Here is a 20,233-nt window from a genome sequence, read left to right as displayed (position 1 = left end):
GTGACCCAGCAGTTGATCCACCGGCCCGCGCGCAGCACCCGGCCGCTCGGGGCCGCCGGAGCCCGGACGATCGAGCCGCCGCCGAACCTGCCGGAGGGCAAGGCGGGGACGGCCGCGACCGCGCTGCTGCCGATGGCGGGCGTGATGGGCTCGGTCGTGATGATGACCGTGATCCGCAACAGCCAGTTCGCGGCTCTCGGCGCGATCGTGCTGGTGTTCGCGCTGCTCGGCGCGGTCGCCCTCTTCCTCTCCCAGCGCGGCAAGGCCCAGCGCACGCGGCGCGCGCAGCGGGAGCGGTATCTGGAGTATCTGGAGGAGCTGCGCGAGGAGTTCGGGGCCGGGGAGCGGGAGCGGCGGGCGCTCGCGCGGGTGCTGAATCCGCCGCCGGAGGCGCTGTACGACCTGGTGCGCGACCCCGCCCGGCTGTGGGAGCGGCGGCGGCAGGACCCGGACTTCCTGCGGGTGCGGGTCGGCACCGGTGACGTCCCCGTGGCGGACCTGGCCATCGGGCAGAACCAGGGCGGGGTGATGACCCCGCCGGACCCCTTCATGCTGAACGAGGCCCGCGCTCTGCTGGCCCGCTACTCCGTGGCCAACGACTGTCCGATCACCGTGCCGCTGGACCGCGCGGGCAACGTCAGCGTGGTCGGCGACCGGGAGGGCGTCCTGCGGGTGGCTCGCGCGCTCCTCGTCCAGGTGGCCGTCTCGCACGCGCCGGACGACGTGGCCGTGGCGCTCGGGGTGCCGGGCGAGCGGCTGGCGGACTGGGAGTGGGCCAAGTGGCTGCCGCACGTGCTGGACGCGCAGGAGCACGACGGCCCGGTGGCGGCCCGCCGGATCGCGCCGAGCCTGCCGCAGCTGGCCCGGCACGTCCGTCACGAGCTGGGCCGGCGCGCGTCGTACGCGGCCGAGGTGCGCCGGGGACTGGCCGACCGCAAGGCGCTGGCGCTGGCGTCCCGGATGCTCGTCGTGAGCGACGAGTACGGGGAGACCGCGGCCGAACTGCCCCGGCCCGACACGGCGGTGGGGCTGGCGGACATGGGGGTCACCGTGCTGCACCTGCTCGCGGAGCAGGTGCACGAGCCCGACCAGGTGTCGGTGCGGATCACCGTGCGGGGCGAGAAGGTCGTGGTGGAGGACCTGCGCGCTCCGGACCCCCTGGCCGTCGCGGCCCCCGCCGCCGCCCCGCCCGCGCACGGCACCTCCGACCGGGTCACCGCCGCCGGTGCCGAGGGTCTCGCCCGGCTGCTCGCGCCGCTCAGGCTGTCCGCCGAGTCGGCCGCCGAGGGCGCGCCGGTCACCGGCCCCGTCGACTTCCCCGGCCTCCTCGGCATCGACGACCCGGCCGTGCTGAACCTCCACGACCTCTGGGCGCCCCGGGGCGAGCGGGAGTTCCTGCGCGTGCCCATCGGCCTGACTGACCGTCATGAACCGGTGCTGCTCGACCTCAAGGAGTCCTCCGAGCTGGGCATGGGCCCGCACGGGCTGTGCGTCGGCGCGACCGGGTCCGGCAAGAGCGAGCTGCTGCGCACGCTCGTGCTGGCGCTGGCCGCCACCCACTCCCCCGAGGACCTGGCGCTCGTCCTGGTCGACTACAAGGGCGGCGCGACCTTCGCCCCGTTCACCGGACTCCCGCACGTGGCGGGCGTGATCACCAACCTGGAGAACCAGGCCGGGCTCGTCGAGCGCGTCCACTCCAGCCTCGCGGGCGAGGTCAAGCGACGGCAGCAGGTGCTCAAGGACGCGGGAAACGTGGCCGACATCGGGCACTACGCCGCCCTGCGCGCGACCCGCCGGCCCGACCTCGAACCGCTCCCGCACCTCTTCGTGGTGATCGACGAGTTCGGCGAACTGCTCACCGCCAAGCCGGACTTCATCGACCTGTTCCTCTCCGTCGGCCGCATCGGACGGTCCATCGGCGTCCATCTCCTGCTCTCCAGCCAGCGCATCGAGGGCGGCAAGCTCAAGGGCCTGGACACCTACCTCTCGTACCGGCTGGGGTTGCGCACCTTCTCCGCCGACGAGTCGCGGACCGTGCTGGACACGACCGACGCGTTCCATCTGCCGCCGCTGCCGGGCTTCGGCTATCTGAAGGTGGACACCTCCACGTACGAGCGGTTCAAGGCGGGGTACGTGTCGGGCGCGTACCGGGGGCCGGCGCTGGTCGCGCAGGCCGAGGAGACGCCGCTGGCGTGGCCGTACCCGACGTACCACGCGCTCGACGGCGGGTCCGTCGCCGAGGCCGCCGACGAACCCCGGGCGACCAAGCGGGAGACCGGGCCGACGGTGATGTCGGTGATGGTGGACCAACTCGCCTCCGTGGCACCGCCGGTGCGACGGATCTGGCTGCCGCCGCTGCCGGACGCGATCACGCTGGACGCGGCCGCCGGGCCCGTACGGGTGGACGAGCGGGGGCTGCGGCTGGCGTCCGCCGAGGGGCCGTTGCGGGTGCCGCTCGGGGTGCTGGACGATCCGGCGCGGCAGTGGCAGGGGCACTGGGTGCTCGATCTGATGGTCGCGGGCGGGCACGCGGCGGTGATCGGCGGTCCGCAGTCCGGCAAGACGACCCTGCTGCGGACCCTCGCCCTCTCGCTCGCCGCGACCCACACGCCCGCCGAGGTGGCCGTGTACGGACTCGACCTGGTCGGCGGCGGGCTGTCGGCGCTCTCCGGGCTGCCGCACGTCGGCGGGATCGCCGGGCGCGCCGACCGGGAGCGGGCCGCGCGCACGGTCGCCGAGGTGCGGACGATGCTGAACGAGCGGGAGGAGCTGTTCCGGGAGCACGGCATCGACTCCGTCGACCAGCTGCGGCACCTGCGGGCGCAGGGGAAGGTGCGCGAGCTGGGGTCCACGGACGTCGTGCTGCTCATCGACGGGTTCGGGGCGCTGCGCGACGAGTTCGCGGAGCTGGACGACGCGGTCGTGGACCTGCTCAAGCGTGGCGGCGGGTACGGCATCCACGTCGTGGGCGGCATGCTCCGCTGGAACGACGTACGGATCGCGACGCAGTCGATGTTCGGGACGCGGGTGGAGCTGCGGCTGAACGATCCGAGCGATTCGAGCGTCGACCGGAAGCTGTCCGAGACGCTGTCGCCGGACACCCCGGGGCGGGTCCTGACGGACGGCAAGCTGTTCGCGCAGGCCGCGCTGCCCCGCCTCGACGGGCGGCCGTCGACCGGCGGTCTCGCTCCGGCGCTGGAGGACGCGGCCCGCACGATCCGCTCCACCTGGCACGGCGAACTGGCGCCTCCCGTAAGGGTGTTGCCGACCCGGCTGCCGTCCGGCCGGCTGCCGTCGGTGGTCGCCGAGCCCCGCCGGGTGCCGATCGGGGTGGACCAGGACGCGCTGGCGCCCGCGCTGCTGGACCTGTTCGGCGCCGACCAGCACCTGCTGATCCTGGGCGACAACGAGTGCGGCAAGACCAACCTGCTGAAGCTGGTCGCCGCGCGGCTCGTGGAGCGGTACTCGGACGAGGAACTGGTCTTCGGCGTCTTCGACCCCCGGCGCGGGCTGCGGGGCGTGATCCCGGAGCCGTACCGGGGCGGGTACGCGCACAACGCGAAGCTGGCGGCGGGTCTGTCGAGCGGGATCGCGGGCGAGCTGGAGAAGCGGATGCCGCAGAGCGCCGACCCGGACGCGCCGGGCGACGAGCCCGCGTTCACGGGTCCGCGGATCGTGATCCTGGTCGACGACTACGACATCCTCACCACGGCCGGGCAGCAGCCGCTGGCCCCGTTCCTGCCGTACGTCTCCTCGGCGCAGGACATCGGGCTGCACTTCGTGATCACCCGCCGGGTCGCCGGCTCCTCCCGGGCGATGTACGAGCCGCTGCTGCAGACCCTGCGCGAGACCGGTACGGCCGCGCTGCTGATGACCGGCGAGCGCGGCGAGGGGCAGCTCTTCCCCGGGCTGTACGCCTCGGCGCAGCCGCCGGGGCGGGGCACCCTGGTCCGCCGGGGGCGGGCCCACCAGTTGATCCAGACGGCACTCGACAACGAGGAGGGCGACCGCCCGTGACCAGGGACGTCATCGCGCTCACCCCGAAGATGCCCGATGTGTGGGCCCTCATGACGAGTCTGTACGCGGGCGGCTCCGACCTGGACCTGTCGGCGGCGGCCGAGGGCGCGGTCGTCCAGCTGCACGGGCCGGGCGGGCGTCCGCTGGTCTCCGTGGAGGCGCCGGTGCTGGTGCAGGTGCCCGGCGAGGCGGAGCGGCTGCTCGGTGAGGCCGTGAGCGCCCCGTTCTGGTGGACGGAGGCGCGGGCGTCCACGGCGGTGCCGGAGGCGGAGCGGCTGGCGGGTGTGGTGTGCGGGCGGCTCAACGCCCTGCTGGGCGGCTCCACCTGGCCGCCCGGGGCGGCGAGCACCGAGGCGGTGGACGTGTCCGCCGTACCGTCGGCGGGGGCGGGGCAGCCCGCCGTGGACGTGGTGACCGAGCACGCGGCCGTCGTCCTCGTCGACCGGCCGGTGGTGGCCCTGACCAGCTGGCTCGCGGAGATCATGCGGACGGCGGTGGCGTCCCGGAGGTCCCTGCAGATCGTGACGCCGCGCGGCGTCCGCCTGACGCCCGCCGCCCGTACGACGCTGGCGCGCGTCCCGCACCGCTGGGTCGTCCAGGACCCGGAGTGCGGGTACTACGACGGCCTGTCGGGGGCGGTGCTGCGCTGGCGGGACGGGGCGTTCTCGCCCGCGTTCGCCGAGGACGGGACGGCGGCGGTGGCCGCCGCCTTCACGCACCCGGCGGGCGCGCCGGAGCGGGACGCGGCGGGCGGTCCGGCGGACGAGGCGCCCGGACGGCAGCTGATCGTCGCCCTCCGTACGGTGCACCGGGCCGACGAGCGGCTGCTGCTGGGCGGCGCCCTGGAGGCGGCCTGGCGGGAGCTGACGGGGGCGCCGCCGGCCGGCTGGGGCACGGCCGAACCGGTCAATCTCCCCTGGTCGCGGCGGCAGTTGACCGACCTGACCCGGGAGCGGGCGCCCGAGCCGTCGCAGCTGGTCGTCGTCGGCGCCCCGGAGCGGCCGGCCATGGCGACGGTCCGGGTGACGCGCACGACGAAGGGCGTGGAGGAGGACGCGGTCCTGACCCTCGGGTACGCGGCGGGTGAGGAGCCGCCGCTGGACCGGATCGAGGCGCTGGCCGGCACGCTGGTCCGGGAGCACGAGCTGAAGACCATGCTGGCCTCGGTGCGTGCGGCGCGCGCCGACCTGACGACCGCGCCCCGCCTGGAGGGCCCGCCGCTGCCGGTGGCCTTCACGCTCGGCCCGGACGACGTGCACGGAATCGGCCTGGACCGGGCGCGGCGGCCCCCGGTCGAGGTCCGTGCGGTCCCGCTCGGCCCGGCGGCCCGTCCGGCGCTGCACTACCCCCTCGGGGACGGCGCGGACACCGAGGCGTGGGGGCGGCTCCAGCAGCTGACAGCGCACCTGAGGGGCGCTGGTTCCCGGCCATCCGCCCCTGTTCAGCACGGGTGACTCGCGTCACTGACACAACGACCAATACGAGCAGTAAGAGCTCTGACGGGTGAAGGATTTACCGCCCTGACCTGGGTCCCTAACCTCCCGGCAACAGCTGCCACACGGCACGCGCCAGGAGGAGAACCATGGCCAGATCCAGCCAGACCAGCACCCGACGCATCGTCGGCACCGCGTGCGCCGCGACGCTCGCGCTCGGCACCCTGGCCGCCTGCGGCGGCGGTGACACCGACGCGCCGAAGGTGGCGGAGAACAAGATCTCGGCGGGCAAGGTGCCGGACTACTACCCGGCGGACTACGCCGACCTGATCGCGGCCGCGGAGAAGGAGGGCGGCAAACTCACCGTCTACTCCAACCTCGGCGACGAGAACATGGCGCCGATCGTCCGGGACTTCAAGAAGAAGTACGGCTTCGTCAAGACCGTCTCCGTCAACGAGCTGGACAGCGACGAGCTGTTCCAGAAGACCCTCTCGGAGAACGCGGCCGGCTCCTCCCCGGCGGACGTGCTGATCTCCAGCGCGGCGACCGCGTGGTCGGACTTCTCGGCCCGCAAGGACACGGTCCTCACCTACAAGTCGCCGGAACTGAAGGAGCTGGGCGCGAGCGCCGAGCTGCTGCCGAGCGTGTACTCGCTGTCGCAGGACCCGATGACGATCGCGTACAACACCTCGCTGCTGGAGACCCCGCCGACCACCCTCACGGACTTCGCCAAGATCGTGACGTCGGACGAGGGCAAGTTCAAGAACAAGGTGACGGTCCGCGACCCGGAGGGCTCGTTCGGCTTCACCGTCACGCGGGCACTCACCGAGGGCAACCCGGAGGCGTGGGACGACCTGAAGAAGATCCTGCCGCTGACCCGCCCGGAGACCTCCTCCGGCACCCAGCTGGAGAAGATCGTCGCCGGTGAGTACACCGCCGGCTTCCTGATCAGCGCCTCCCCCGCCTACCCGGTCGTCGAGGACAGCGCCGGCCTGGTGAAGATCGTCTTCCCGAAGGACGGCACGGTCGTCCTGCCGCGCGGCATGGGCATCGCCGCCGAGGCGCCGCACCCGGCGACCTCGAAGCTCTTCATGGACTTCGCCCTCTCCGAGGAGGGCCAGCGCGCGGTCGCCGAGGGCGGTCTCGCCTCGTACCGCGACGGGGTGAAGGGCCCGGGCCTGCACACCTACCAGGAGGTCGTGGACGCGGTCGGCGAGGAGAACATCATCCACGTCAAGTACGAGCCGGTCTCCAAGGACGACTCCGCGGCCTGGCTGGAGCGCTTCGACGGACTGCGCAAGTAGCGGACTCCGCAGGCAGCCAGGTCCCCAGGACGATCGGAGTCAGCTCAGATGTCAACCCTCACCCAGCCACCCCGCACACCCGCGGACGAGTCACCCACGCGGACGTTCCGGCCCCCGCGCTACCGCCGTCCGTTCGGCATCGGACGGGACACGGCCGTCCAGTACGCGGTCCTGGCGTTCCTCGCCGTGCTGGTGCTGGCCCCGATCGTCCCGACCCTCTACCAGAGCATCCGCAACCGCCCGCTCTACGAGGCGGGCGGGGCCTTCACCCTCAGCGGCTACACCGACCTGTTCACCAAGGCCGGTTTCGGCGAAGTCGCCCTGAACACGGTGCTGTTCGCCTCGCTGACCACGGTCATCAGCCTGGCGATCGCCATCCCGATGGCGATCGTGGTGGTCCGCACGAAGCTGCCGGGCGGACGGCTGATCGCCCTGGCCATGCAGTGGCCGTTCTTCATCTCGTCGCTGATCCTGGGCTTCGGCTGGATCATCATGTACGGCCCGGCCGGGTTCGTCAGCGTCAAGGTGCAGCAGCTTCTGGGTTCGGTGCCGTGGAACCTGTACTCGATCCCCGGCATGGCGTTGACGGAGGCCGTGGCGCTCGCCCCGATCGCGTACGTCTTCTGCGCCAACGCGCTCAGGCAGTCGGACGCCTCGCTCGAATCGGCCGCCCAGGTCTGCGGGGCGGGTCCCTTCCGGATCCTCGCGCAGGTGGTCGTGCCGCTGCTGCGGCCGCCGATCGTCTACAGCGCGATCCTGGTCTTCTCCGTCTCCATCGAGACGCTGAGCGTGCCGCTGCTCTACGGCCAGCCGGTCAGCATCGACGTCTTCTCAACCTTCCTCTACCACAACGGACTTCAGTCGGTGGACCCCGACTACACGATGCTCGGCGCCGCCTCGACCGTGATCCTCGTGGTCACGCTGAGCCTGGTCGCCGTGCAGGCGAAGCTGCTGAAGGACGCGGCGCGGTTCGTGTCCGTGCGCGGCAAGGTGACCCGGCCGCGCAAGCTGGACCTCGGCTGGCTGAAGTGGGTCAGCATCGTGTGCATCTGGTTCTACGTGATCGTCGGCGCGCTCGTCCCGATCGCCGGCCTGGTCATGCGGTCCTTCACGCTGGTGTTCACGCCGCTGCAGTCGCCGTTCAGGACGGTCACGACGAAGAACTACGAGCTGGTCCTCGACTCCGACAACTACGTGCAGTCGCTCTACAACAGCATGATCGTGGCCGGCGTCGGCTCGGTGGTCGTGTCCGCCCTCGCCGTGTTCGCGGTGATGGTGGCCCGGCGGTCCACGTTCCGCTTCGGCCGGGCGGTGGAGTACCTGGCCCTGATCCCGCAGTCCCTGCCCGGCATCATCATCGGTATCGGCTTCTTCTGGGCCTTCGCGCTCGCGCCCTTCGGGGCGGGGTCCGTCCTCCAGGGCACGATCTACGCCGTCGTCATCGCCTTCGGCATGCGGGCCCTGCCCAGCGCGTTCGGCTCGGTCGCCCCGGCGATCATGCAGATCGGCGGCGAGCTGGACAACGCGGCCCGGGTCTCCGGCGCCGACTGGCTGATGACCTTCTTCCGCGTCCTGCGGGCCCTGATCACCCCGGCGTTCGCGGGCGCGCTGATCCTCACCTTCGTGATCATGCTCAAGGAGTACTCCCCGGCCGTCTTCCTCTCCTCGGCCGACAACAACATCCTCGGCACCACCATGCTCAGTCTCTGGACGCAGGGCAGGGCCGGATCCGTCGCCGCGCTGGCCACCCTCCAGATCGGCATCACCGCGGTCTTCGTCGCACTCGCGGGACTGCTCATGAAGGGAAAGCACCATGCCTGAGGTGACCGTCAAGAACCTCGCCAAGACCTTCGGCGACAACTCCGTCCTGCGGGACGTCACCTTCACCATCAAGGACGGCGAGTTCTTCACCCTGCTCGGCGCGAGCGGCTGCGGCAAGTCGACGACGCTGAACTGCATCGCCGGTCTGGAGCAGCCGACGGAGGGCTCGATCGCGGTGGGCGGCAGACCCTTCGTGGACGCGGGCGCGGGAGTCTTCCTGCCCCCCGAGGAGCGCAACCTCGGCATGGTCTTCCAGTCGTACGCGCTGTGGCCGCACATGACCATCGCGAAGAACCTGGCCCTGCCGCTGAACATCCGCAAGGTCCCGAAGGACAAGCAGAGGACGCTGATCCACGACGCCCTGGACAAGGTGGGCCTGGCCGCGCTCAGCGGCCGCTACCCGCACCAGCTCTCCGGCGGCCAGCAGCAACGCGTGGCCCTGGCACGGGCGTTGGTGTACTCCCCCACGGTCCTGCTCCTGGACGAGCCGCTCTCCAACCTGGACGCCAAGCTGCGCGAGCAGGCCCGCGCCTGGCTCAAGCGGCTCCAGGAGGAGCTGGGCATCACCACCGTCTACGTCACCCACGACCAGGACGAGGCCCTCGCGCTCAGCGACCGGATCGCGGTCATGGAGGGCGGCAACATGATCCAGATCGGCACCCCGCACGAGATCTACGAGAAGCCCGCCGCGCCGGCGGTGGCGGCCTTCGTCGGCCGCTGCAACTTCCTCACCGGCAAGGTCGTGAGCGTCGACGGCATCCGGCACACCGTGCTCCTGGACGCCGGCGGCGAGATCGTACGGGTCGACAGCGACCGGCGGGTCCCGACGGGCGACTCGGTCACGGTCGCGGTCCGCCCCGAACGCCTGGAGGTCGTGGCCTCGGCCGAGACGCCGACCGGCATGAACCGCCTCGACACCCAGGTCATCACCAGCTCCTACGTCGGCTCCCGCTACGAGTACGACGTGCGCCTCGGCGACCAGGTGGTGCAGGTGCTGAGCGGCAACGGGGGGCTGGCGGGCGAGGTGGCGCTGGTCTTCGACCCGGGGCACGCGCTGCTGTACGCGGACCGGGTGGAACTGCCGGAGGAACAGCGGGAGTTGCTGACCGTCACCACGTGAGGGTGGCGGTGGCGCGGGGCCCCGTCGCACGCGGGCCCCGCGCCACCCTGGTCACCGGGGGTCCCCGTGCGGGATGCCGAGGGACCGGAAGATCTCCGAAGCCTCCTGACGGTACGGGGCCGGGTCCTCCTCGCCGGTCGCGTCGACGGCGCGGCCGAGGATGCCCAGGGTCTCGGCCCGGGCCCTGCGCCAGCCGGTGCCGCGGTGCATCGCCAGGGCCTCGCGGGCGTGGCCGACGGCGACCGCGGCTTGGCCGTGCCGCAGTTCGGCACCGGCCAGGGCGGTCAGTGCCTCCGCCTGCACCAGCAGGTGTTCCGTGCCACGGGCGATGTCCAGGGCGCGGGAGATCTGCTCCCGGTCGGGCAGGTCGGTGATGGCGGCCAGGCCGAGGAGGGCGCGGGCCCGCAGTTCGTCCGCGCCGCGTTCCTCGGCCAGCTTGAGCGCTTCCCGGTAGGCGACATCGGCCTCGCCGGGGCGGGCGAGGGCGAGCAGGACGCTGCCGAGGGCGATGCGGGCGTCCGCGCGGTAGTACTCCTCGCCGTCCTGGTCGAAGAGGCGTGTGGCGGTCGTCGCCATGTGCAGGGCGGTGGTGAGGTCACCGCTGTCGCGGCGGAGGGAGGACTGGAACCGCAGCACGTATGCCTCGCTGCCCTGTTCGCCGCTCTCCCGGACCATCGTCAGGGCGGTCGCCAGGTGCTGCGTCGCCCGCGCGGGATCCCCGAGGAGGTACAGCGTGCGTCCCAGGTTCGCGTGGGTCAGGATGCCGTTGTGCTGGGAGCCGAGGTCGCGCGGAGCGCGCTCGGCCCCCCGCAGACGCTCCAGTGACTCGGTCAGCCTGCCCAGGTCGCGCAACGTGATCCCGAGCGTGAGCAGGACGACCGGGTGGCCGTCCGGCATGCCGTTGCGCCGGTCGATCTCCGTGGCCCGTTCCAGGTACTCCGCACCGCGCGTCAGCCGGCCGACGAGCCAGTTCACACTGGCGAGGTTGGTGAGCGCCACAGCCGTACCCTCCGGCCAGCCGCCCTCCTCGGAGAGGGCGAGCGTCCGCTCGAAGTGGGGGATGGCCGCATGGGGAAGGCTCTGGTGGAGTTCCGCGCCGCCGAGCAGGTTGTGCATGGCGGCCTGGGCCACGGGCTCGTCGGCGGCACGGGCGGCGTCCAGGGCGGCCCGGCCGAGGGCCGCCCAGTCCACGGCGGTCTTGCGGGTCCAGGAGTGGCCGCGCAGGGCGTCGGCGAGCCGCCAGGAGGCGGGGTGGCGCTCGGCGGCGGCCTGCTGGACGGCGGCGGCGAGGTTGGGCAGTTCGTCGTCCAGCCAGCGGATCGCCGCGGCGGCGTCGGGGATGCGGAGCGGGGGCACGGCGTCACCGGGGCCGGCGCCACCGTCGCCTTTGTCATCGCCGCCGTCGCCTTTGTCATCGCCATAGGTGCCGGTCGGAGGCAGGGGTGGCTGGCCGGGGTACAGCAGCCGGGCGCAGTGGCCGGTGGCAGTCAGGAGCCAGGTGTACAGGGCCTCGGAGGCGGCACGGCGGTCGGCGGCGGTCTCCTCCAGGCGCAGCCGCTCGGCCGCGTACAGCGCGACCAGGTCGTGGCGGCGGTACCGGCCCGCCCGGTGCTCCCGCAGCATGTGGGCGGCGGTGAGCCGTTCCAGCAGCGCGGCGGCCTCCGCCGGGGCGAGGCCCGCGACGACCGCGGCGGCGTCGAGGCCCGTCTCCGGGCCGGGCACCAGGGCCAGCAGCCGGAACATTCGGCGGGCCGGTGCGTCCAGGGCCTGGTACGAGAGGTCGAAGGCGCCGCGTACGGCGGTGGTGGCGTCACCCGTCACGGAGAGCGCGGACAGCCGGTCGCCGTCGCGCAGTTCGGCGGCCTGTTCCTCCAGGGTGCGCCACGGGGTGTGGTCGAGGTTGGCGGCGGCGATCCGCAGCGCCAGGGGGAGGTGCCCGCAGGCGTGGGCGAGTTCGGCCGCCGCCCGCGGGTCGGCGTCCACGCGCTCCGCGCCGAGGGTGCGATGCAGCAGGAGCCGGGACTCCTCGGGGCTGAGCACGTCCACCCCGATCCGCCGGGCGCCGTCGCGTGCCGCCAGCCCGGCCAGCCGGTCGCGGCTGGTGACCAGCACCAGACAGCCGGGCCCGCCGGGCAGCAGCGGCCGGACCTGCTCCGCGTCCACGGCGTTGTCCAGCACGACCAGCAGCCGCCGCTCGGCGGCCAGCGTCCGGTACAGGTCCGCCGCGGTCTCCGGCGTCCCCGGAACGGCTTCCGCGGCCACCCCCAGCGCCAGCAGGAACCGGGTCAGCGCCTCCACCGGGCGCACCGGGCCCTCCGGCGAGTGGCCGCGCAGGTCCACGAAGAGCTGGCCGTCGGGGAAGCGGTCGCGCACCCGGTGCGCCCAGTGCACGGCGAGAGCGGTCTTGCCCGCTCCCCCCGCACCGGTCAGCGCACAGACCCCGCTGCCCCCTGCGGGCCTCTCCCCGGCAGCGGGCAACAGGGCGTCCAGCCGGGCCAGGTGATCGGCACGTCCGGTGAAGAAGGCGGCGTCGTAGGGCAGGAGCGCGGGGACGACCGGCGGGGTGGAGGGCGCGGGTGCCGGGGACACGGTCGTACGGGCGGTGGCGGGTGGTGGGAGGTCCCTGCGCAGGACCCGCAGATGGGCGTCGGTCAGCTCGGGACCGGGACGGACGCCGAGCTGGTCGTCGAGGCGGTCGCGCAGGGCCGTGTACAGGCTCAGGGCGGCGGCCTGCTCGCCCGAGGCGGCGAGTGCCAGCATCAGCCGCGCGTGGACGCCTTCGTGCAGGGGCTCCAGATCGGCCGCCCTGCGCAGTTCGTGGAGGGCGTTCTCCGTCGTGCCCCGGGCCAGGGCGCTGTCGGCGTACGCCTGGAGCACCGTCAGCCGCAGCCGGGTGAGAGTGACGGCCGAGGGGTGCTCGCGCAGCCGGGACGGCATGTCCTGGAGAACGGCGCCGCGCCACAGCCGCAGCGCCGACTCGGCCTGGGCGTACGCCTCGTCCGTGTCCTCGGGGAGGGAGGCCAGGGTGGTGAACCGGGCCGCGTCCGATCCGTGTCCGTCCCCGCCCGGATCCAGCAGATAGCCGGCACGGGTGCGCAGGAGTACGCCGGCGGACGGCTCTCCGGGGCGGGCCGCGGGGGCGAGCAGGCGGCGCAGCCGGGTCACGTAGGTGTGGATCATGTTCAGGGAACTGGCGGGCGGATGGTCCTCCCACAGGATGTCGACGATCTCCTCCTGGGACACGGGCGTGCCGGGGTGGAGGGCGAGCAGGGCCAGCAGGCTGCTCTGCTTCGTCGCGCCGGGCTGGGTCCGCCGTCCCGCCACGTGGAGGGTGAGCGGGCCGAGGATGTCGAGCCGGAACCGTGGTGCTCGGCCGGGCTCCGCCTCGGGTCGGGGTTCCGGTTCGGTGTCCAGCCCCAGTGCCGCTTTCAGCCGGAGCACCGAGGGGTTGTCCGGCGACGGGATCCTGCCGTGCTCGATCTCGCGAATACCGCGGACACTGACTCCGGCACGCTGGGCGAGCTGGGACTGGCTCAGCCCCAGCGCTGTCCGTCGGCCACGGATCCAGGCCCCGAACTGCTCAGGCGTACGCCCCAACGTGTCTCGATTCTCCGTCGCCGGACTGCGGCGTCGGCCTCACCTGGTCATGATCTGCTGATGCGCGGGCATCACAGTACGTGACCGGATCGTGGCCTGGAGAGATCATTGTCCGCCAACAGGCGGCCGGAAAAGATCGGCCCACGGGGCGCGCGGACCGCCCTCCTTCACTCGGCGACCGATCCGCCCGAACGGTCGGGCGCGTTGTCCAGGGGCTGCATCTGCGGCCCGAATACCTCCTTGAGGTTCGGGTCCTCGGGGCCGGCGTTCAGCAGGCGCTCCCCGCTGACGGCCTCGACCACGGCGCAGCCGGACTTCGGATTGCCCCACCGGCCGGTGCAGTTCAGCAAGGACAGATCGCCGGTGTAGCTTGCCCGCGGGCTGCCAGGAGAACACCTTGAGGGCCTTTCGGGTGTTCCAGGGCGGGCCGTTGCCCGTCCGGTCCACGAGGCTGTGGCCATGGGGGAGACGCAGGTAGGTGTGGTCTCCGGGGTCGGCGTACAGGCCGTGGCATCCCCAGGCCGCGTAGGCCGGCGGCTGGGTGCCGGCCACGGCCTCCCCATCTTCGGACCGAGAACGACCGACCACTGGGTGAAGAGAACATGCGCGGGTCCCCTCATGCGGAGTTCGGAAGTCAGCGCCTCACACTCTAGGAACCGCCGGGCGAGAAACCCTGGAGTGGTTCCATGTCCGCCGATTCGGTCCGCTGATCTTCCCGACCTGCGCAAAGGCTCCTCGTGGGACCCCGGGAACGCCACGCCCCGGCAAGAACCGGCAGCAGTACGCGCCGACCGGCGCACGACCGGCAGCATGGTGACGCCCCAAGTCCGCACCGGCACCGGAGTGTTACGCCTTTCCGCAGGTCAAGGCGGGTTGAGTCAGGCGGGACGGACCCGGGTCGGCGATCCAGAAACGGTACAGAGTTTCGTTGCGCCTCTGTCCCTACAGTCAGGCCATCGGGCCGGAAGGCGCTCCGGTGACCATGCGGAGCGTGGCCGCACCGCGAGCGGAGGCCCGGCACTCCCGTACACGGCCTGCCGCCTGCCGGACGCATGCCCGGCGTTCTCTGAAAGGGCACAGAATGGACCGTTCTCCGCTCACCCGACGCGGCGCGCTGACCGCCGCCATGGCCACCACCGCCGCACTCGCCGTCCCGGTGACGGCTCACGCGAGCGCCTCGAAGGCCGGTGCCGCAACAGGCGGTCAGCCCATGCCGGACATCCCGAAGGACAAGGTTCTCCGGGTCGCCCTGGTGGACTCCGAGCATGCCCACCGGCCGCTGGGGTCCACGCGAGAGGTCCGGCTGAGGGACGACAAGGCACTTCCCAACGAGACCATGGGCTGGGACACGGTCTCCGCCGTCAGGCTGACGGATGTGAACCGGGCCATTCTCAACAACGCCACCACGCCGAAGGAGTGGAGCGCCAAGATCCCGGGCTCGACCTTCAGCTCTCCGGTCGAGGCGTCCGGAGGGTTCGACGCCTGGCGCCTGACGCCGGGTGGCACCGGCGGAAACGTCCTCATGAAGATCCCGTTCCACGCCACACTGGTCGTGAACCCGGGCAAGGGCGAGACCGTCTACGACATCCAGGGCGGTAGCGCGAACGTCGAGGTCTACCTGGAGTACCACACCTCCTCGAAGGACGGCAACGTGAAGGAGCTGAAGCTCCAGTCGTCGCCCGGCGACAGCGGCAAGGAGGACCGCGACGGCGACGACGCCAAGCCGCTCGCGATGATCACCCATCTGGATTTCGACAAGCCGGACATCAAGAACCCCGACGAGAAGGCCGCGGTGGTCCGGAGCCTGACTGCCCTGCTCGGACAGTGGCTCAACGCCAGGGACTCCGGCGACATGTCGAACCTCGGCAGGTTCGACCACGTGTTCGCCACCATCGATCTGAACACCGCCGAGGCGCAGGGCGAGCTCAGCTGGCTCACTCCCACGACCAGGGAGTACGCCTACATCAACGGCAAGGACGCCAACTCCTCCTACCTCGGCGTGCTCTGCATGACCGAGAACCGCGACCCCGGCATGGCGGCACAGGAACTCGCGCCGGGCGCCATCATCACCGGAGCGGAGGCCACGTTCACCATCTCCATCGACCGCGTGCTCAACAAGATGATCATGCCGGCGGTGCAACACAGTTTCCCTGACGGCGCCTTCGTCCTCACGGCGGGCGAGATCGTGTCCAAGGGGGAGTTCTCTCTCGACACCGTCGAGGCGGGTGGGCTCAAGTACCACCCGAAGGTGACGTCCTTCCACTTCTCCGTCATCGGGCAGACACTCCAAGTGGAGATGGACGTACACATCCCCATCTCGCCGGGGATCGACGGCTACGCCACCATGAAGTACCGCGTACAGCCGACGATGTCGCACAACAGCAAGGGCGAGCCCAACCTGGCGTACGAGGTCGTCGAAGAATCCTCCCAGCACTGGCACACGGTCGCGGACTGGCTGGAGGGAGTGGAGATCGCGGTGGACATCATCGTCCTCGTTCTGGCCTCCGTTGCCGGCGCCCTGCTCGCCAGGGGTATGAGCCTGCTCGTGAAGGTCGTCATCGCGGCCGCCACGGCTCTCGTCGCCACGCTCCCGGCGATATTCGAACAGATCCCGCTGTTCAACGCCGACAAGGCGCTCGACGACCTGCCCGGCATCCTGGCGATGGTGAACGCGGTGACGGCTCCCATCACATGGGCCGACGCCAAGACGTTCAACCCCAAGGCAGCCATGATCAACGGTGGTCTGCAGGTCGGCGGAGACTGTTTCAGCCAGTAGCCACACCGGGACCTCGCACCTCGTTCTGTACGTCCCGCACCCCACCCGTACGCCTCGCACCCGTCCCAGGTGGCGGGCCGGACCGTGGCGCGCCCGCGCGCGAACGCGTCTCCTCCCGCCCCGCTCCCGCCCCGGAAAGGGATCTCCGATGGATCACTCCGCTCTCTCCCGTCGCGGCGCGCTGAGCGCCGTCTTCGGCTCCGCCGCCGCTCTCGGCGTCCCCGCGACCGCCCGTGCCGCCACCCCGCCGGAGGTGCCGGCCGCCGCGCCCGCACTGCTGCCGGCCATTCCCGGGGGCAAGCATCTGCACCTCTCCTACGTGGACGCCGACTCCGCGCACAAGCTGAAGACCACCCGGCTGCTGGGGGACACCCCACCCTCGACGGACGACTTCACCACCCTCGGCTGGGACACCATCTCCGCAGTCGCGCTGACGGACGTCAACAACGCGATCGCCAAGTACGGCACCTCGCCCCACGCGTGGGACGGCACTGTCCGCAGAACGAAGTTCAGTCCCGAGGTAGCCCTCTCCGGACAGTTCGAGCCATGGACCCTCACCACCGGGGGAACCGGCAGCAAAGTCATCATGAAGATCCCGTTCAGCGCCGAGGTGGTGATCGTCGACGGCGAGGACAAGACGGACTACGTCGTCAAGGGAGGAACCGCCGGGGTCGAGGTCGACCTCGCGTTCGACCCCGCACAGCAGCTGAGGGTGGACACCCTCCCGGACGACGGAAAGCTGGCCCTGGTCACCGACGTGGCGTTCGTTCAGCCGGCCGCCGGGGACATGCCGGACGAAGACCGGGAATGGCTGAACAAGACTCTCAAGTACCTGCTCGAACAATGGCTCAACGCCCCGGCCAATCTGGGCCAGTTCCAGCACGTCTTCACCGCCGTCGACCTCAACTCGGCGGAGGCGATGGGCGACCTGGCCTGGCTCGTCCCCACCCACACCAGCTACGCCTACATCAACGGCAAGAACGAGGACGACTCCTACCTCGGCGTGCTGTGCATGACCGAGAACCGCGACCCCGGCAACGCACCACAGGAACTCGCGCCGGGTGCCATGCTGGGCGACCAGCAGAAATGGTCCGGATTCACCGTCTCGAAGGACCGCTTCATGCACAAGATGGTGCTGCCGGGGCTGCAGCACCACTTCCCGGACGCCAAACTCACCGTCAAGAACGGGGTGTTCACCGCGGAATCGGAGTTCCGCATGGCCGAGATCGACGTCGACGGCGACAGCTACCAACCGGTGGCGACCTTGTTCTCGGTCTCCGTGGACTACGACAGGATCACCACGCACATGCAGCTTCACATCCCCGTGAACGGCCACATCGACGGCTACGCCAAGATCGAGTACGCCATACAGCCGACGCTCGGCCAGAACTCCAAGGGCCAGGCGTGTGTGACGTACAGGGTGGTTCAGCAGGACCTCAGCCAATGGACCACGACCGACGGCATCTTCGGCGACTTCGAACTCTGGCTCGGGAAGATCGCCGACGGGCTCGGCGGCATGCTGCGCAGCGTGGTGGGTGACATCGGGCTCAAGGTGCTGGGCAGCATCCTGTTCGGCGGCGTGTTCGCCCTCATGGACGGGCTGGAAGGGATGGACGTCGAGAAGGCCCTCGACCACCTGCCCACCGCCGACTCGTTCGCGCAGGACGCCACGCTCCCGATCGCGTGGACCAACGCCGATGTGCTCAAGCCCGCGCAGGTGCGGCTGCACAACGGGGCCTTCCAGCTCTTCGGCCCCACGTTCGCCTAGGCGGTGCCGGCGGAGCGCGAGCGGGCGAGGCGGGCCCGCGGAGCGTGCACACGCGTGAGTCCCGGGAGGTCTGCCTCCTCCCGGGACCGCCGCGACGCCTTACGGGGTGACGATGACGGAGTTGTACGTGGTGAGATCGACGTCATCCCAGGCACCCGGATAGAAGGTCCAGTCGCAGTTCTCGCCGTTCCAGCCATGGCACAGATGGAACTTCCAGCCGTCCGTCTGGTTGTTGAACACGGTGTGCAGGCCCACCTGGTTGCGGAGCTGGTGAACCCCTCGGGACCAGTACTGGTTGGTCACGCCACCGCTGCCGTTGGGTCCCCCGTAGATGCACGCGGCACCGGACGGGCAGCCGGCGGGCGCCGCCGAGGCCGGCGTCGCCGACAGTACTCCCGTACCGAGCGCCAGCAACGCGGTCGCGGCTACCGCTGCGACCCTTCTCCGGATCGGCGTACGCGTCATGCATGCCCCCTCAATCGTGGTGGAACGGACGACGTGCGGCAGGTCTGTCGCCGGGGTGCGTCCGGCGCCGCACGAAGCCGAGGTGCTTGGAGGCAGACGGTAGGGCGACTTCGCGTCGGCCCACACCTGTAACGAGCCGGATTGACAGGCCCGCTAGCCGCGCCTCTTGTGCGGCCGGCGTTCGGGGAGCCGTCTCATCAGGGACCGCCAGTCCGGCAGGTCGATCTCGACGAGGACGGTCTTGCCGGGCGGTCTGCCGTCCTGGATCTCCCAGCGGTCGGCCAGCGCGTCGACCAGGACCAGACCGCGCCCGCCCTCGTCCAGGGGGCGGGCCGGCCGTACGGTGCCGGGGCGTGGCGGCAGGCGTTCGGCTCGGGTGTCGGTGACCTCGATGCGGAGCGAACCCGTGGGCAGGGAGAGGCGCAGCTCGAAGTCCCGGCCCGGGACGCGGCCGTGGGTCACCGCGTTCGCGGCCAGCTCGGCCACGACCGCCGCCGCCCGGTCGGAGGGGTCCGAGCCGTACCGGATGCCCCAGGCGTGCAGCTGGTTCAGGGCCAGGTGCCGGGCCAGGCGGGCGCCCAGCGGGGTCGAGCTGAAGCGCTGCGTGAACGTCGGTGCCGTCAGCGTCTGTCGCGCGGCGGGCGGTGCGGTCATGACGCCCAATGTGGCCTGCGGGAAGCCCGGTTCGCCAGCTTCGCGCCGCGTACGCCGGGGCAGCGTACGCGGTCACTCACTGGACGGTACTGGTGACGTGCTGTGACCATGGTCCGGGAACGGTGTGGTTCGGCGGGCGGGTGCGCGGGAGGTGGCCCATGGTGGCCGACAGCGGCGGCATGACGGCGACGGGGCCGGGCGGCGGGGAGCCGGAGGCGTCCGACAGCCTGCGGACGTTCGGGGCGATGGTCCAAGCGCTGCGGGAACACGCGGGGCTGGGCCGCGAGGAGTTGGCCGACGCGGTCGGCTACTCCAAGCACATGGTCGCTTCGGTGGAGCTGGGGCGGCGGATGCCGGACACGGCGTTCGTGGAGGGGGTGGACCGTGAGCTGGGGAGCACGGGTGCGCTGATCCGGGCGGCTCAGCATCTGGGGCGACAGCCGGGGTTGGCGGCCTGGTTCAGGAAATGGGCGGGATTGGAGTCGGCGGCGATCGTGCTCCATACCTACGAGTGCCGCCTCGTTCCTGGGCTGTTGCAGACGGAGGCGTACGCGCGGACTCTGTTCGACAACCAGTTGCCGCCGCTGGGCGATGACCAGGTGGAGGCCCAGTGGGTGGCTCGGGCAGAGCGCCAGCGGCTGTTGAGGGAACGGCCGAACACCGAGTTCAGTTTCATCCTGGAGGAGGGGTTGTTCCTTCGGCGTACGGGCGGCGCGGCGGTGACACGCGAACTCATCGATCACGTGCTGGAGATCGGCGAGCTACGGAACATCGAGATTCAGGTCATGCCACAGCTACGGGAGACTCACGCTGGGCTCGATGGCCCCATGCAGTTGCTGGAAACCTCGGAAAACCGCTGGTACGGCTACTGTGAAGGACAGCGAGGCGGCCTGCTCGTATCCGACGCGAAAGAGGTCAGCGTCCTGCAGCGGCGATATGCCAGGATGCGATCACAGGCTCTCACCTCCGAAGACTCCGTGAGCCTGTTGCGGCGGATGCGAGGGAACCCATGAGCAGCACCGAACTGGCCTGGTTCAAGAGCAGTTACAGCGGCGGAGACGGCGACGACTGTGTCGAGGTAGCTCTTTCCTGGTTCAAGTCGAGCTACAGCAGCGGAGGCGACGGCGACTGCGTAGAAGTGGCCGTAGCCCTCCCCCACGCCATCCACGTCCGCGACTCCAAGTCGAACACCGCACCCGGCCCCCAGCTCGCCCTCACCCTCTCCCCCGCCGCCTGGGCCGACTTCGTCCCGTACGCGGCCGGCGCCCGGGGCTGAAC

At 71.3% G+C, this 20,233-nt stretch carries 13 protein-coding genes; 9 read left to right on the top strand and 4 right to left on the bottom strand.

Annotated features, from left to right (window positions below; all coding sequences use genetic code 11):
• The 5 genes from SCAB_RS27980 to SCAB_RS27960 all read left to right on the top strand — a co-directional run bounded on the left by SCAB_RS27980 (nt 1) and on the right by SCAB_RS27960 (nt 9,695).
• Nucleotides 1-4,017 (top strand): type VII secretion protein EccC, encoded by a 4,017-nt coding sequence (locus tag SCAB_RS27980; RefSeq protein ID WP_013003449.1) that lies wholly within the window; start codon nt 1-3, stop codon nt 4,015-4,017.
• Nucleotides 4,014-5,471, top strand: a complete 1,458-nt coding sequence (locus tag SCAB_RS27975; protein ID WP_013003448.1) for a DUF6177 family protein — start codon at nt 4,014-4,016, stop codon at nt 5,469-5,471. The genes SCAB_RS27980 and SCAB_RS27975 overlap by 4 nt, the downstream gene beginning before the upstream one ends.
• A 128-nt stretch (nt 5,472-5,599) precedes the next feature.
• Nucleotides 5,600-6,754: an ABC transporter substrate-binding protein gene (locus tag SCAB_RS27970; protein WP_013003447.1), complete on the top strand. Its 1,155-nt coding sequence runs from the start codon at nt 5,600-5,602 to the stop codon at nt 6,752-6,754.
• Nucleotides 6,755-6,802: 48 nt separating this feature from the next.
• On the top strand, nt 6,803-8,575 hold the full coding sequence (locus tag SCAB_RS27965; RefSeq protein WP_013003446.1) for an ABC transporter permease: 1,773 nt from the start codon (nt 6,803-6,805) through the stop codon (nt 8,573-8,575).
• On the top strand, nt 8,568-9,695 hold the full coding sequence (locus SCAB_RS27960; protein WP_041669738.1) for an ABC transporter ATP-binding protein: 1,128 nt from the start codon (nt 8,568-8,570) through the stop codon (nt 9,693-9,695). Before SCAB_RS27965 ends, SCAB_RS27960 begins: the two co-directional genes overlap by 8 nt.
• A gap of 51 nt (nt 9,696-9,746) precedes the next feature.
• Here SCAB_RS27960 and SCAB_RS27955 read toward each other — a convergent pair whose 3' ends face one another.
• Nucleotides 9,747-13,292: a BTAD domain-containing putative transcriptional regulator gene (locus tag SCAB_RS27955; RefSeq protein WP_013003444.1), complete on the bottom strand. Its 3,546-nt coding sequence runs from the start codon at nt 13,290-13,292 to the stop codon at nt 9,747-9,749.
• 167 nt (nt 13,293-13,459) lie between these two features.
• Nucleotides 13,460-13,642 carry a hypothetical protein gene (locus SCAB_RS27950; RefSeq protein ID WP_013003443.1) on the bottom strand — a complete coding sequence of 61 codons (183 nt, stop codon included), beginning with the start codon at nt 13,640-13,642 and terminating at the stop codon, nt 13,460-13,462.
• A 731-nt stretch (nt 13,643-14,373) separates the two neighbouring features.
• Here SCAB_RS27950 and SCAB_RS27945 point away from each other — a divergent pair.
• Nucleotides 14,374-16,068, top strand: a complete 1,695-nt coding sequence (locus SCAB_RS27945; protein ID WP_013003442.1) for a TULIP family P47-like protein — start codon at nt 14,374-14,376, stop codon at nt 16,066-16,068.
• 148 nt (nt 16,069-16,216) lie between these two features.
• Nucleotides 16,217-17,836: a TULIP family P47-like protein gene (locus SCAB_RS27940; protein ID WP_013003441.1), complete on the top strand. Its 1,620-nt coding sequence runs from the start codon at nt 16,217-16,219 to the stop codon at nt 17,834-17,836.
• A 99-nt stretch (nt 17,837-17,935) separates the two neighbouring features.
• Here the strand turns inward: SCAB_RS27940 and SCAB_RS27935 are convergent, their stop codons facing one another.
• Nucleotides 17,936-18,301, bottom strand: a complete 366-nt coding sequence (locus SCAB_RS27935) for a hypothetical protein (protein ID WP_037729572.1) — start codon at nt 18,299-18,301, stop codon at nt 17,936-17,938.
• Between the two features lie 153 nt (nt 18,302-18,454).
• Nucleotides 18,455-18,955: an ATP-binding protein gene (locus tag SCAB_RS27930; protein WP_013003438.1), complete on the bottom strand. Its 501-nt coding sequence runs from the start codon at nt 18,953-18,955 to the stop codon at nt 18,455-18,457.
• Nucleotides 18,956-19,113: 158 nt separating this feature from the next.
• On the opposite strand from SCAB_RS27930, the gene SCAB_RS27925 reads away from it, so the two are divergent.
• Nucleotides 19,114-19,968 (top strand): helix-turn-helix domain-containing protein, encoded by an 855-nt coding sequence (locus SCAB_RS27925; RefSeq protein ID WP_041669736.1) that lies wholly within the window; start codon nt 19,114-19,116, stop codon nt 19,966-19,968.
• On the top strand, nt 19,965-20,231 hold the full coding sequence (locus tag SCAB_RS27920; RefSeq protein ID WP_013003436.1) for a DUF397 domain-containing protein: 267 nt from the start codon (nt 19,965-19,967) through the stop codon (nt 20,229-20,231). The genes SCAB_RS27925 and SCAB_RS27920 overlap by 4 nt, the downstream gene beginning before the upstream one ends.
• Nucleotides 20,232-20,233 lie beyond the last annotated feature (2 nt).

Source organism: Streptomyces scabiei 87.22, assembly GCF_000091305.1.
Lineage (GTDB): Bacteria > Actinomycetota > Actinomycetes > Streptomycetales > Streptomycetaceae > Streptomyces > Streptomyces scabiei.
The sequence above is the reverse complement of the archived record's forward strand: the minus strand, read 5'-3'. Positions and strand labels throughout refer to the sequence as shown.